The sequence below is a fragment of the Sphingopyxis terrae subsp. terrae NBRC 15098 genome, assembly GCF_001610975.1.
Taxonomy (GTDB): domain Bacteria; phylum Pseudomonadota; class Alphaproteobacteria; order Sphingomonadales; family Sphingomonadaceae; genus Sphingopyxis; species Sphingopyxis terrae_A.
Map to the genome: position 1 here is coordinate 2,094,600 of NZ_CP013342.1, position 12,988 is coordinate 2,107,587.

Annotated in this window: 12 protein-coding genes; 9 read left to right on the forward strand and 3 right to left on the reverse strand. The window is 64.5% G+C overall.

What is annotated here, in order from left to right; translation table 11 throughout:
* Positions 1–92 precede the first annotated feature (92 nt).
* On the forward strand, positions 93–1,502 hold the full coding sequence (locus AOA14_RS10170; RefSeq protein ID WP_062901708.1) for a lipopolysaccharide biosynthesis protein: 1,410 nt from the start codon (positions 93–95) through the stop codon (positions 1,500–1,502).
* Entirely contained in the window at positions 1,499–2,665 is a 1,167-nt protein-coding gene (locus AOA14_RS10175; RefSeq protein WP_062901709.1) for a CDP-glycerol glycerophosphotransferase family protein, read from the forward strand. Before AOA14_RS10170 ends, AOA14_RS10175 begins: the two co-directional genes overlap by 4 nt.
* Here AOA14_RS10175 and AOA14_RS10180 read toward each other — a convergent pair.
* A complete protein-coding gene (locus AOA14_RS10180) occupies positions 2,662–3,354 on the reverse strand; it encodes an HAD-IB family hydrolase (RefSeq protein ID WP_238929625.1) in 693 nt (230 codons plus the stop codon). The two genes, AOA14_RS10175 and AOA14_RS10180, sit on opposite strands and share 4 nt — an antisense overlap.
* Before the next feature lie 126 nt (positions 3,355–3,480).
* Between AOA14_RS10180 and AOA14_RS10185 the strand changes: the two genes are divergently transcribed.
* The 3 genes from AOA14_RS10185 to zapE are packed head-to-tail and all read left to right on the forward strand — an operon-like array spanning position 3,481 to position 5,869.
* Complete coding sequence (locus AOA14_RS10185) at positions 3,481–4,263, forward strand: succinate dehydrogenase iron-sulfur subunit (RefSeq protein ID WP_003041149.1); 783 nt, start codon at positions 3,481–3,483, stop codon at positions 4,261–4,263.
* Positions 4,260–4,751, forward strand: a complete 492-nt coding sequence (locus AOA14_RS10190; protein WP_003041146.1) for a PaaI family thioesterase — start codon at positions 4,260–4,262, stop codon at positions 4,749–4,751. Before AOA14_RS10185 ends, AOA14_RS10190 begins: the two co-directional genes overlap by 4 nt.
* Positions 4,748–5,869 carry a cell division protein ZapE gene (gene zapE, locus AOA14_RS10195; RefSeq protein ID WP_062901711.1) on the forward strand — a complete coding sequence of 374 codons (1,122 nt, stop codon included), beginning with the start codon at positions 4,748–4,750 and terminating at the stop codon, positions 5,867–5,869. Before AOA14_RS10190 ends, zapE begins: the two co-directional genes overlap by 4 nt.
* Here the strand turns inward: zapE and AOA14_RS10200 are convergent.
* Together AOA14_RS10200 and AOA14_RS10205 are read right to left on the reverse strand one after the other, a co-directional pair.
* A complete protein-coding gene (locus tag AOA14_RS10200; RefSeq protein ID WP_062901712.1) occupies positions 5,840–6,883 on the reverse strand; it encodes a polysaccharide deacetylase family protein in 1,044 nt (347 codons plus the stop codon). The two genes, zapE and AOA14_RS10200, sit on opposite strands and share 30 nt — an antisense overlap.
* 82 nt (positions 6,884–6,965) lie before the next feature.
* Positions 6,966–7,517 carry a phosphatase PAP2 family protein gene (locus AOA14_RS10205; RefSeq protein WP_062901713.1) on the reverse strand — a complete coding sequence of 184 codons (552 nt, stop codon included), beginning with the start codon at positions 7,515–7,517 and terminating at the stop codon, positions 6,966–6,968.
* A 355-nt stretch (positions 7,518–7,872) separates the two neighbouring features.
* Here AOA14_RS10205 and mdh point away from each other — a divergent pair, with 355 nt between their 5' ends.
* From mdh to AOA14_RS10225, 4 genes are all read left to right on the forward strand, one after another.
* Positions 7,873–8,835 (forward strand): malate dehydrogenase, encoded by a 963-nt coding sequence (mdh, locus tag AOA14_RS10210; RefSeq protein ID WP_062901714.1) that lies wholly within the window; start codon positions 7,873–7,875, stop codon positions 8,833–8,835.
* Complete coding sequence (locus AOA14_RS10215) at positions 8,835–9,143, forward strand: hypothetical protein (RefSeq protein WP_062901715.1); 309 nt, start codon at positions 8,835–8,837, stop codon at positions 9,141–9,143. The genes mdh and AOA14_RS10215 overlap by 1 nt, the downstream gene beginning before the upstream one ends.
* A gap of 27 nt (positions 9,144–9,170) precedes the next feature.
* Positions 9,171–10,061, forward strand: coding sequence for a succinate--CoA ligase subunit alpha (gene sucD / locus AOA14_RS10220; protein WP_062901716.1), 891 nt, complete (start codon positions 9,171–9,173; stop codon positions 10,059–10,061).
* A gap of 80 nt (positions 10,062–10,141) precedes the next feature.
* Positions 10,142–12,964 (forward strand): 2-oxoglutarate dehydrogenase E1 component, encoded by a 2,823-nt coding sequence (locus AOA14_RS10225; RefSeq protein WP_062903108.1) that lies wholly within the window; start codon positions 10,142–10,144, stop codon positions 12,962–12,964.
* The last annotated feature ends 24 nt before the right edge of the window (positions 12,965–12,988 follow it).

Below are 12,988 nucleotides of genomic sequence, written 5' to 3' on the forward strand. Positions count from 1 at the left end.
TAGATCAGCAGAGTGAAAGGGAAGTCGTTTTCCGTCGATTTGGCTGTGCAAATGGATGGAAAACGACGCCAAAGGCGATATAGGCCGCGCGCATGGAACCCGCTCCGCCCCCGGCCGACCGCCGGCCACTCTTCTATCGGACCTGGATCGGTAAGGGTATTGCGGCGGTACGGCGCCTCGGCGCGCCCGCTGCAGACACGGGCGACCAGGGACCTTTCCGGCGCATCATGACCCACCTGAGCTGGATTCTCGGCGGCAAGGGTTATGGCGCAATCCTCAGCCTCTTCTACCTTGCGATCGTCACGCGCGGCCTGGGGCCGGCCGCTTATGGTTCCTTTGCCCTGATCCTCAGTTCGACGCTGGTCCTGCAGGCGATCCTCAATTTCAACATCTGGCAGGTGCTGGTCAAATATGGCCAGGAACATATCCACAGCGGCGATCATCCGGCCCTGGCGCGCCTCATCCGCTTTTGCACCGCGGTCGATCTGGCGATGGCGCTGCTCGGCATTGGCGCGGCGGCGCTGATCCTCTGGCTGGGGCGGGGGTTGCTGGGCATGCCGGCCGAGCTCGTCTGGACGGCGTTCGCCTATGTCGTGCTGTTCATGCTTTCGATCCGCAACGTGCCGCGCGGGATATTGCGGCTTCACTCCGAATTTTCGCAAACCTTCCTCGCCGAAGCGGTGGTGCCCACGCTGAAGACGCTGGGTGCCGTTGTCGCCTTTTTGACGCACCCGTCGCTCGAGATTTTCCTGATCGTGTGGGCGGGTTCGGAGATGGCGAGCACGCTCGTCTTCTGGTGGCTCGCCAACCGGTCGTGTCGCCGCGCTTATGGCCGACCCGACGGCCGGCATTGGTGGCGCGTGTGGCGCGACAACAAGGGGCTTCCCGAATTGATGGTCGCATCCAATTTCGGAACCATGGCCTATACGGTGGCGCAGCAACTGCCGGTCTTGCTGGTCGGCTCGTTCGCGGGCGCCACCGAAGCTGGCATCTATCGCCTTGCGCATCAATTGACCCAGTCGATCACGATCATGGCCGGGTTCATCGGCCTCGCCAGTTACACCGAGATGACGAATATCTACGTCAAACAGGGGCTGCGCGGCGTGGCGTCGCTCTATGTCCGGTTGACGCTGATCGCGCTCGGCCTGTTTCTTTTGCTCGCACCGGCAATCGTGCTGCTCGGCAAGCCGCTGTTGCTGCTCATGTCGGGTCCGGCGTTTCTGGGCGCCTATCCGTTCCTACTTGTGCTCGGCCTCGCAGCCTGCCTTCAAATGGCGACAGTCAGCTGCGAACCGATGCTGATGGCGGCCGGACGATCGCGCCTCATCATCGGTATCAGGCTGGCGGGCACGGCCACGCTGATCGCCGCCATTTATCTGATGCTGCCGGAGATGGGCGCGATCGGCGCCGCCTGGTCCAAGGTGCTGGCCGAAACCGTGACCTTGCTGCTGCTGTTCGGCGCCAGCTTCCTCGTCCTTCGCGAAAGCCGGATGCCGTCATGACGAAGCGTATCTTGTTCCTGTTCAACCATGATGCGGCGCATCAGGCGGCGCATATCGCAGGCATAGCGGGCGAACTCGCGCTGCACGCGCCGACGGTTCAGGTCGTCGTCGCATGCGGCGTCGAGGCGATCCGGCACAAGGTGGCAGAGATCATTCCGGCGGCGGCGCACGACCGTATCGAATGGCGGATGCTCGACCTGCCGACGGCGGAGCAGCGGCTGCTGGCGCCGATCAACAAGGTGGCGCCGGTGCTGCGTGTCGCGCGTCTTTACCGGCATCTCGATCTGTTTCGCAGTGTCGACCTGGTAGTATCGACCGAACGCACCTGCCTGCGCGTCCGGCGCCGATTGGGGGCGGCGGGGCCGCGCTTTGCCTATGTGCCGCACGGATCGGGCGATCGGAGTGTCGCCTATCACCCCGAACTCGCGCAGTTCGACCTCATGCTGCTCAGCGGACCGAAGCTAGTCGACGAAATGGTGCGCCACGGCATAACGACCGCCGACAAGTGCCGGGTCATCGGTTATCCCAAGTTCGATACGATCGATCCGGCGGTGCGCAAGCGCTTCTTCGACAATGATCGCCCGGTCTTTCTCTATAATCCGCACTTCGATCCGCACCTGTCGTCCTGGTACGGCATGGGCGAGGCGGTGATGGATTTTTTCCTCGCGCATCGCGACTATAATCTGATCGTCGCGCCGCATGTGATGCTGTTCCGCAAGCGGCTGCATTATTCGCTCGAATATCGGACCGCCAAGCTCCGGCCGGACATCGCCGACCGCTTCCGCGCGGCCGACAATATCCTGATCGACGTCGACGGCCCCAATCTCTTCGACATGAGCTACACGATGGCAGCCGACGTCTACATCGGCGATGTTAGCAGCCAGGTTTACGAGTTTCTGCTGCACCGCGGCGCCTGCTATTTTCTCGATCCGAACGGCAAGCCCGCCGACGGCGTGGCCGAACGCTATGAATTCTGGCGCAACGGAGAGGTCTTGTATGGCCCCGCTGAGCTTGCCGAGCGGATTCCGCACTGGCGCGAAAGTGCGGCGCTGCACCGCGCCGAGCAGGATCGGCTGTTCGCCTACACAATGGACCACCGGGCGGGCGAGGCGTCGGTTGCGCGGGGCGCCGCGGCGCTGGAGGCTTTCGTCGAGGGGCGCTAGCCCGTCCCGAAATCCATCAGCGTCCAGCCGTTGTCGCGTGCCGCTTTGGCAATGCGGCCGCGACGCCCGATCGCAAAGGCCTCGTCGGCTAGCGCGAACAGCGGTGCGTCGCTCGCATGGTCCGAATAGGCGCGCATATGATGCGCGGCGCGTTGCGGGTCGGCGGCAAGCCATTCGGCGACGCGGCGCGCCTTTTCCGGCCCATAGCAATTGGTGCCGTCGAGCGCCGCGAGCCAGCCTCCGTCCGCGGCGCGCCGATGCCGGGTGGCGATGCAGGCATCGAAGCCCAGCGCCTCGGCCAAGGCGGCTGCGTAAAATTCGGGGGCCGCGGTTGCCAGCAGCAGATGGTAACCGGCGGCGCGGTCGCGGGCGATGGCCGCTCGGGCCCCCGGTTGAACGTCGGCGGGAACGCGCCAGGCGGCAAAGTCCGCAGCCAGGCGCGCCATTCGCTCCGCCGGCAGTCGCCGCCCGAGCATCAAGGCGATCGCCGCGGGCTTCAACGCATCGCGGCTGTAGAGGCCGAGCGCATGGCCCGCGAGCAGCCCGAGGAAAACGGGCGCCAGCAGAAGGCGCCATGGCGCGCTGCGCGCGGCCGCCCACAGAAGGAAGAGCGTGAACGTCGGCATTCGCAGCACGGTGCGATCGAGATCATAGACGGCAATGCGAAAGGGGGCTGCGGCGTCGCTCATCGCCGCCGGGCCTAGCCGCTCGCTTTGCGTGCCGCCACCGCTTTCGCGCGTGCGCCGCCGCACACCCTCTTGTCGCGGCGGTTCAATGGGGCTACGCAGCCCGCGATTGCATAGGGAGCCCGCGATATGGCCGAATTTCGTCTGCCCAAGAACAGCCGCGTCCAGAAGGGCGGCACGGTCCACAAGGCCGAGGGCGCGAGCAACGTCAAAAAATTCAAGGTCTATCGCTACAATCCCGACAGCGGCCAGAATCCGCATTTCGACACGTTCGAGATCGACACCGACAAATGCGGCCCGATGGTGCTCGATGCCCTCATCAAGATGAAGAGCGAGCAGGATTCGACGCTGACCTTCCGCCGTTCGTGCCGCGAAGGCATTTGCGGCAGCTGTTCGATGAACATGAACGGCAAGAACGGTCTCGCCTGCACCACCGCGATCGAGGATCTGAAGGGCGACATCCAGATCACGCCGCTGCCGCATATGGAGGTCATCAAGGACCTCGTCCCCGATTTCACCCATTTCTATGCGCAATATGCCTCTATCGAGCCGTGGCTGAAGACCAAGTCGACGACGCCCAGCGGCAAGGAGCGGCTCCAGTCGCCCGAGGAACGCGAGAAGCTCGACGGCCTTTACGAGTGCATCCTGTGCGCCTGCTGTTCGACGAGCTGCCCCAGCTATTGGTGGAACAGTGACAAGTTCCTTGGGCCCGCGATCCTGCTTCAGGCCTATCGCTGGCTCGCCGACAGCCGCGACGAATATACTGGCGAACGGCTCGACGATCTCGAAGATCCGTTCCGCCTCTATCGCTGCCACACGATCATGAATTGCGCCAACGCGTGCCCCAAGGGACTGAGCCCCGCACGCGCGATCGCCGAGATCAAGAAGCTCGAGGCCGAGCGGCAGGTGTGAACGACGGAATAGAGGACCCCAAGCGCGCGGATCATTTCAGTGCCGAGGCGCTGGAGGGCGGCTGGATCAGCTGGAACCTCAAGGACGCGAGCCGGTTCAACGCCTTTATCGAACCGCTGTCGGTGCGCCTCGAAAGCCCGACCGAGGATGGCCGGCCGCGCGCCCGCGTGCGGATGCTGCCGACGCGCAAACACAGCAATCTGGGCGACAATGTCCATGGCGCGGTAACGCTGGCGCTGGTCGACATTGCCCTCTTCGCCGCCTCGCACCAGTTCGGATCGCTCGAGGCCGGCCATTCGGTGACGCTCGATTTGTCGACGCAGTTCGTCGGCGGCGGCCGCCTCGACGAACCGCTCGATGCGGTGGTCGAGCAGGTGCGCGAGACGGGGCGGCTGATCTTCCTGCGCGGGCTGGTCGTTCAGGGACCGGGTGACGAGCATATCGTGCTGAGCTTTGCGGGGACGATCCGCAAGGCAAGCCGCAAGTGACAGGATTGCTTGCCGCCTATGACGCGCTGGTCGCCGCGGGCGAGCTGAAGCCTGACGCCGAACAGCGGGCGGCGGCAGAACGCCTTGCCGCGCTGCAATCCGATCTGCAGGCGGCGCCGCCGCGCGGCAGCATCCTGTGGCGGATCGCCGGGCGCAAACCCGACGCGCCGCGCGGTGTCTATCTTTGGGGCGCCGTCGGCCGCGGCAAGTCGATGCTGATGGACCTTTTTTACGACCATCTGGCCATCCAGCGCAAAAGGCGCGTCCATTTCCACGCCTTCATGCTCGACGTCCACGCGCGGATGCGCGAGGTGCGCAAAAGCGAGAGCGGCGATCCGATCCCGCAGGTTGCGGCCTCGCTGGTCGAAAATGTCCGCTGCCTCGCCTTCGACGAAATGGTGGTGAACAATAGCGCCGATGCAATGATCCTCTCGCGCCTGTTCACCGCGTTGATCGCGCACGGGGTGACGGTGGTCGCGACGTCGAACCGCCCGCCCGCCGATCTCTACAAGGACGGTCTCAACCGCGAGCATTTCCTGCCCTTCATCGCACTGATCGAGGAACGGCTCGACGTGATGGGCCTTAATGGCCCCACCGATTACCGGCGCCACCGGCTTGGCGACGGCAAGCGCTGGTTCGTGCCAGCCGACGCGGCGGCGACCGAGGCGCTGTCAGCGGCCTTCTTTCGCCTGACCGATTATCCGCCCGAGGACCGCGCGCACGTACCCTCGCTCGATCTCGACGTCGGCGGCGGGCGGACGCTGCATGTGCCCAAGGCGCTGAAGGGCGTGGCGGTCTTTTCATTCAAGCGCCTTTGTGCGGAGGCGCGCGGCGCATCGGATTATCTGGCCGTCGCGCGGCATTTTCACGCGGTGATCATTGTCGGCATCCCGCGCATGGGCCCCGAGAACCGCAACGAGGCCGCGCGCTTCGTGACGCTGATTGACGCGCTCTACGAATATAAGGTCAAACTGCTCGCGAGCGCCGCGGCCGAGCCCGATGCGCTCTATGTGGCCGGCGATGGCGCCTTCGAGTTCGAGCGCACAGCGAGCCGTCTCGCCGAAATGCAGTCCGACGAATATCTGGCGCTAGGCCACGGCCAGGATGACACCGCATAGTACCTTGCCCCACCGCGACGAGTTGATGGTCATGGCGACGACATCGCGAACATAGCGGATTTCGTGCGCGATATGTCCGACCGTCTGCTCGGCGACGCGCCGCAGCGTGCGGAGCGGCTTGGGCGCCGCCGCCGGGATGCGGCCGGGGCGGGTCGGCGGCGCGGGAAGGGTCGCGAAGCCCCCGCTGCGGACTCGCGGATCGTCGGCGACTGCCCGGCACAGCGCCTCCATCCGAGCGATTGCGAGCCCGTTCCGAACCTGACGGTCGCGGCTCAGCAATTCGAAGCTGTGGCTGAAAGCCGAAAACTGGATCGCGCCGCTCGCCGCCGCATGATCGAGCGCGTCGCGCATTTCCTCTTCGGACATGGCGCACAGCTGCGCGGGACGGAAGCTGTTCGCGCGGTCGCGCAGGCCGCTGACCGGCACTTCGCAGATGCCATGATGGACGCGCATGCCCAGATTGGCAGGATCGAGCGTGATGTCGCACCCGAGCCCCTGCCAGGCGGCGTTGAAGCTGCTGTCGAAGCGGAAGCCCAGCGCGGCGAGGGCGCGCAGTGTATCGTCGTTGGCGCCGAAATTGCCGGCGCGGAAGGCGGTCGGTCGGGGCGCCCCGGCACTCGTCAATATGTCGCGGGCGAGCGCGATCAGCCTCTTTTGCGCTGCGAAGGGGAAATCGCCGATATTGCGGCCGCGCAGCTTGCCGACCGGATTGAACCGCGCAAACTCCAGCCATTCGGTGTGGAGATGGAGCTGCACTTCATGGCCGCGCGCCAGGATCGGGCCGACGATCGCATCGACAATCCCGGGGCCGTGGACAAGCGCGGGCATGGGGTCGACGAAATAGACGCCTTTCAGACCGAAGCGGTCGAGCATGTCCATCTGGAAATGGATGCCGAAATCGCCGTCGCGGCAGCGCCCGAGGATCGAGCTTTCGAAATTGGTGCGCGCGCATGCGCCGCGGCGATGGAGCCCGGCGGACAATTCGGTATCGAAGCTGATGATCGCGCGCGTCACCCGCTCGCGCTATCAGCAGCGGTGTAACGAAGCGTTAAGCTGCCGCTGCGACCGCCCCGCAGCGATCGTTCAGGCCGACCTTCTAGAAGCGCATCGTCATCGCGACGCCGCCGCCTCCGGCATCTGCCCACGGAAAGACCTGAACCCGGTCGCTTGCGCGGCGCGTGATCAGAAAGCCCGATGCCTCGCCGATCGCGGCGCCGACCAGCACGTCATGGACATGATGCTTTCTGGCTTCGACGCGGCTCAATCCGACGAAGGTGGCAAGCGCCTGCGCGGGAAGCCCCACTTTCCAGCCGTAACGGTTCTGCAGCGTCGCGGCCGCCGCAAAGGAAACCGACGTATGGCCCGAGGGGAAGCCCTTGTTGTCGCTTCCGTCGGGGCGTCGCTCGGGAAAGGCCTGCTTCAGACCGGCGGTTACGCCGGCGGCAGCGACGAGGCTGCCGCCGGCTTGCAGCGTGCCGTCCCAATCGCTCTGGGCAAGCGGAACCCCGAACGCGGCGATCACCAGGGCGTCGCGCGTGATCGATCCCGCGTCATTCCATGTCTTTTCGCCGGCATGGGCGGGCGGCGTTGTGGCGGCGGTCAGGAAGATGGCGCAGGACAGCGCGGGGATAAAAGCTCTCTTGGTCATGGTGGCGTCGATCCTTTTGCAGGCGCAGGGCGCACGGCCCCGCCTGGCGACGCCCCAAGATCGCCACCGCCTGTCTTACGCTTGTGGCCGACCGGCGCAAGCGATGTTCACGCGGCCGGTATCGATCGCTTAGGATCGTCAGTGTTCTGGGTCTGAATCGTACCCGATCTTGCAATAACGCTATTGCGAACTATTTGCATAAAAACGCGGTTTTTCGTCCTTTTCGCGGTTGTTTCGTTAACGGAATCGGCGTAGGGCGTCGCGAGTCTTTGGGATCGGCAGGCGGCTTTGGCCCGTGGCCCCGCCGATCTGGAAATCACTGCCGGGCTTTGCCAGGAAGGGAGTGCCGCGCGCCATGGGACGCAAGAAGATCGCTTTGATCGGAGCCGGGAATATCGGCGGGACGCTGGCGCTGCTCGCCGCGCAGAAGGAACTGGGCGACGTTGTCCTGTTCGACGTGGTCGAAGGCGTGCCGCAGGGCAAGGCGCTCGACCTGTCCCAGGTCGGGCCGATCGCCGGCTTCGACGCGAAGATCACCGGCTCCAATGATTATGCCGACATTGCGGGCGCCGACGTCATCATCGTCACCGCCGGCGTCGCCCGCAAGCCGGGCATGAGCCGCGACGACCTGCTCGGCATCAATTTGAAGGTCATGAAGGCGGTGGGCGAAGGCATCAAGGCGAATGCCCCTGACGCTTTCGTCATCTGCATCACCAACCCGCTCGACGCCATGGTCTGGGCTCTCCGAGAATTCTCGGGTCTGCCGCACAACAAGGTGGTTGGCATGGCTGGCGTGCTCGACTCGGCGCGCTTCAGTCACTTCATCGCCGACGAATTCGACGTGTCGGTGAAGGATGTGAACACCTTCGTCCTCGGCGGCCACGGCGACACGATGGTTCCGGTCGTCCGCTACTCGACCGTTAACGGCATCCCCGTTCCTGATCTCGTGAAGATGGGCCTGTCAAGCCAGGACAAGATCGACGCGATCGTCAAGCGCACCCGCGGCGGCGGCGGCGAAATCGTCGCGCTGCTCGGCACCGGCTCGGCCTTCTATGCCCCGGCCGCCTCGGGCATCGCGATGGCCGAAGCTTACCTCGGCGACCAGAAGCGCATCCTGCCCTGCGCCGCCTATGTCGATGGCCAGTATGGCGTCGATGGCCTCTATGTCGGCGTGCCGGTGATGATCGGTGCGGGCGGCGTCGAGAAGATCGTCGAAATCGAACTCGACGATGCCGACAAGGCGGGCCTGCAGGTGTCGGTCGACGCGGTGAAGGAACTGCTCGACGCGTGCAAGAATCTGGATCCCAGCCTCGCCTGATGGACGTGGGCCTGCTTCTTGTAATCCTGATTGGGGCGCCGATCATTGTGGTCGGCGGCATCCAGTTTCTGATTTTCAAGCTTGCGGGTGCCGCGACGCTTAGAGCGGTTTGTGTCGTTGCGGCGTCTTATTGTGCGTTCGTATGGGTGTCCGCTTACGGCGCTCCGCCGGTTTATGGAAACCGGGCCGCCTACGCGGGAATCGCAGACGGAATTACGGGAGTTCTACTTCTCGAATGTCTCGCGATTTTGCTCTGGCCGTTGGGGCGTCGCTTTTTCAGTTTGCTAGAGGCGCCGGCGCGCGGCTGATGCCGGAACAATGATAGGAATAGATAAATGAGCATCCTCATCGACAAGAATACCAAGGTCATCACGCAAGGGATGACGGGTGCGACTGGCACCTTCCACACCGAACAGGCGCTTGCCTATGGTACGCAGATGGTCGGCGGCGTGACGCCGGGCAAGGGCGGCACGACGCATATCGGCCTGCCGATGTTCGACACCGTCGCCGAAGCGAAGGCGACGACCGGCGCGACCGCGTCGGTCATCTATGTGCCGCCGCCGTTCGCGGCCGATTCGATCCTCGAGGCGATCGACGCCGAGATCGAGCTCATCGTCGCGATCACCGAAGGCATTCCGGTGCTCGACATGGTCAAGGTGAAGCGCGCGCTGTCGGGTTCGAAGTCGCGGCTGATCGGCCCCAACTGCCCTGGCGTGCTGACCCCCGACGAATGCAAGATCGGCATCATGCCGGGCAGCATCTTCAAAAAGGGCAGCGTCGGCGTCGTCTCGCGTTCGGGCACGCTGACCTATGAGGCGGTGTTCCAGACCACCAACGCCGGGCTCGGCCAGACCACCGCGGTCGGCATCGGCGGCGACCCCGTCAACGGCACCAACTTTATCGACGTCCTCGAACTCTTCCTCGCGGATGAAGCGACCAAGTCGATCATCATGATCGGCGAAATCGGCGGCGACGCCGAGGAGCAGGCGGCGCAGTTCCTGATCGACGAAGCCAAGCGCGGCCGCAAGAAGCCGATGGTTGGTTTCATCGCGGGCCGCACCGCGCCTCCGGGCCGCCGCATGGGCCACGCCGGCGCCATCGTGTCGGGCGGCAAGGGCGATGCCGAAAGCAAGATTGCGGCGATGGAAGCCGCCGGCATCACCGTGTCGGCCAGCCCGTCGGAACTCGGCACGACGCTTGCCGAAGTGCTGAAGGAACGCGTCTGATCGGATGGCCCGCCGGCGCCTGATGCCGGCGGGCTACCTTTCCCCGAATATCCCATCCCTTCCTCCCCGTGGAATCGCAGATGAACCTCGAACGACAAAGCTTCGACGTCGATGAAGTCCAGGCCGGGCCCAGCTGGGCGCCGAAGAACTGGCCCCTGATCGACAGCGATGATCTGACCGCCGCGCTCGACCCTCAGCAGATGCAGGTCGCGGTCAAGGCGGCCGCGGCGAAGGCGGGGGCGCCGCTCTCGAATGCCGAAGTCGAGCGCGCTGCCGACGATTCGATCCGCGCGATGATGCTGATCCGCACCTATCGCGTGCGCGGGCACCTTGCGGCGACGCTCGATCCGCTGGGCCTGACCCACCGCGAACTGCCGGCCGATCTGACGCCCGAATATCACGGCTTCGTCGGGGCCGACCAGGACCGTCCGATTTTCCTCGGCGGCACGCTGGGGCTCGAGAAGGCGACGATTCGCGAGGTGGTGTCGATCCTGCAGGCCAATTACTGCGGGCACGTCGGCCTTGAATATATGCACATCGCCGATGTCGAGGAGCGCCGCTTCCTCCAGGAGCGGATGGAAGGCGCCGACAAGTCGATCGACTTCACCGCCAACGGCAAGAAGGCGATCCTCAACAAGGTGATCGAGGCCGAGGAATGGGAGAAATTCCTCGCGCGCAAATATGTCGGCACGAAGCGTTTCGGGCTCGACGGCGGCGAATCGATGATCCCTGCGCTCGAGGCGATCATCAAATATGGCGGCCAATATGGTGTGAAGGAAATCGTCTACGGCATGGCCCATCGCGGCCGCCTGAACGTCCTCGCCAATGTGCTGGCCAAGCCGTACAAGGTCATCTTCCACGAATTTCAGGGCGGCACCGCGAACCCCGAGGATGTCGGCGGTTCGGGCGACGTCAAATATCACCTCGGCACCTCGACCGACCGCGAGTTCGACGGCGTGTCGGTCCATATGTCGCTGGTCCCCAACCCGTCGCACCTCGAAGCGGTCGATCCCGTCGTGCTGGGCAAGGTGCGCGCGCAGCAGGTGATGCGCGACGATCTGGCCGAACATAGCCAGGTGCTGCCCGTGCTGATCCACGGCGACGCCGCCTTTGCGGGGCAGGGGATCGTGTGGGAATGCCTCGGCTTTTCGGGCATTCGCGGTTACAATACCGGCGGCTGCATCCACTTTATCGTCAACAACCAGATCGGCTTCACGACCAGCCCGCAGTTCGCGCGCTCGTCGCCCTATCCGTCCGACGTGGCAAAGGGCGTGATGGCGCCGATCCTGCACGTCAACGGCGACGATCCCGAAGCCGTGACCTTCGCGTGCAAGCTGGCGATCGACTTCCGTCAGCAGTTCAAGCGCGACATCGTCATCGACATGTGGTGCTATCGCCGCTTCGGTCACAATGAAGGCGACGAGCCGAGCTTTACCCAGCCGCTGATGTACGCGATCATCCGCAAACATCCGCCGGTATCGGACCTCTACGCCACGCGGCTCGAGGCAGAGGGCGTCGTTTCGGCTGGCGATGCCGAAGCGCACCGCGCCGAGTTCGTCGCGCGGCTCGAAGACGAATTCGAAGCATCGAAGACTTACAAGTCGAACAAGGCCGACTGGTTCGCCGGTCGCTGGTCGGGCTTGCACGCGCCTGCCGATCCCGAAAATGCCCGGCGTAATATTTCGACCGGCGTATCGGAAAAGCTGTTCGACGCCATCGGCCGCACGATGACGACGATCCCCGACGATCTGGAGGTGCACAAGACGCTGCGCCGCGTGATCGACGCCCGGGCCGCGATGTTCGCGAACAGGGACGATGCCGAGGTGTTCGACTGGGCGACCGCCGAACAGCTCGCGTTCGGCACTTTGCTCAGCGAAGGCTATCAGGTGCGCCTGTCGGGCCAGGATTCGGGCCGCGGGACGTTCAGCCAGCGTCACGCCGTCTGGGTCGACCAGAAGGACGAGCATAAATATATCCCGCTGACCACCGTGCCACACGGCCGGTTCGAGGTGCTCGACAGCCCTCTCTCCGAATATGGCGTGCTCGGCTTCGAATATGGCTATGCGATGGCCGATCCGAAGAGCCTCGTGCTGTGGGAGGCGCAGTTCGGCGACTTCGCCAACGGCGCGCAGATCATGATCGACCAGTTCATCGCGGCGGGCGAAGCCAAATGGCTGCGCGCCAACGGCCTCGTGCTGCTGCTGCCGCACGGCTATGAAGGGCAGGGGCCTGAGCATAGCTCGGCGCGTCTCGAACGCTTCCTTCAGCTTTGCGCCGGGGACAACATCCAGGTGTGCAATATTTCGACCCCGTCGAACTATTTCCACGTCCTGCGCCGCCAGATGCTGCGCCCATTCCGCAAGCCGCTGATCATCATGACGCCCAAGTCGTTGCTCCGCCACAAGCTGGCCGTGTCGCAGCGTTCGGACTTCATCGGCGAAGCGCATTTCCGCCGCATCATGTCGGACCGCACCCCGCCAGAAGATGCGAAGGTCAAGCGTGTCGTCCTGTGTTCGGGCAAGGTCGGTTACGACCTGATGGAGGCGCGCGACGCCGCCGGGCTCGACGACACGACGGTGATACGGATCGAACAGATTTATCCTTTCCCGGGCGAGGCGCTGGCCATCCGCCTGAAGAAGATGAAGAATCTCGAAGAGGTCGTTTGGGCGCAGGAAGAGCCGCGCAACAACGGCGCCTGGTTCTTCGTCGAGCCGCTGATCGAGGAATCGCTGATCGACGCCGGCCACAAGGGAATGCGCGCCCGTTACGCCGGCCGGGCCGCTGCGGCTTCGCCCGCCACCGGCCTGATGAGCCGTCACCAGACCGAACAGGCGGCGCTCGTCGCCGACGCGCTGGGCCTCAATGTCCGCGCCGAAATTCGTCGCAACAAGAATAAAGCCTGAGCCAGAGCTTAAGCCCTAAGGAAC

Coding starts and splice junctions, on each gene's coding strand:
- AOA14_RS10170 (WP_062901708.1), top strand. CDS start 93: ATGGAACCCGCTCCGCCCCCGGCCGACCGCCGGCCACTCTTCTATCGG.
- AOA14_RS10175 (WP_062901709.1), top strand. CDS start 1,499: ATGACGAAGCGTATCTTGTTCCTGTTCAACCATGATGCGGCGCATCAG.
- AOA14_RS10180 (WP_238929625.1), bottom strand. CDS start 3,354: ATGAGCGACGCCGCAGCCCCCTTTCGCATTGCCGTCTATGATCTCGAT.
- AOA14_RS10185 (WP_003041149.1), top strand. CDS start 3,481: ATGGCCGAATTTCGTCTGCCCAAGAACAGCCGCGTCCAGAAGGGCGGC.
- AOA14_RS10205 (WP_062901713.1), bottom strand. CDS start 7,517: ATGACCAAGAGAGCTTTTATCCCCGCGCTGTCCTGCGCCATCTTCCTG.
- mdh (WP_062901714.1), top strand. CDS start 7,873: ATGGGACGCAAGAAGATCGCTTTGATCGGAGCCGGGAATATCGGCGGG.
- AOA14_RS10215 (WP_062901715.1), top strand. CDS start 8,835: ATGGACGTGGGCCTGCTTCTTGTAATCCTGATTGGGGCGCCGATCATT.
- sucD (WP_062901716.1), top strand. CDS start 9,171: ATGAGCATCCTCATCGACAAGAATACCAAGGTCATCACGCAAGGGATG.
- AOA14_RS10225 (WP_062903108.1), top strand. CDS start 10,142: ATGAACCTCGAACGACAAAGCTTCGACGTCGATGAAGTCCAGGCCGGG.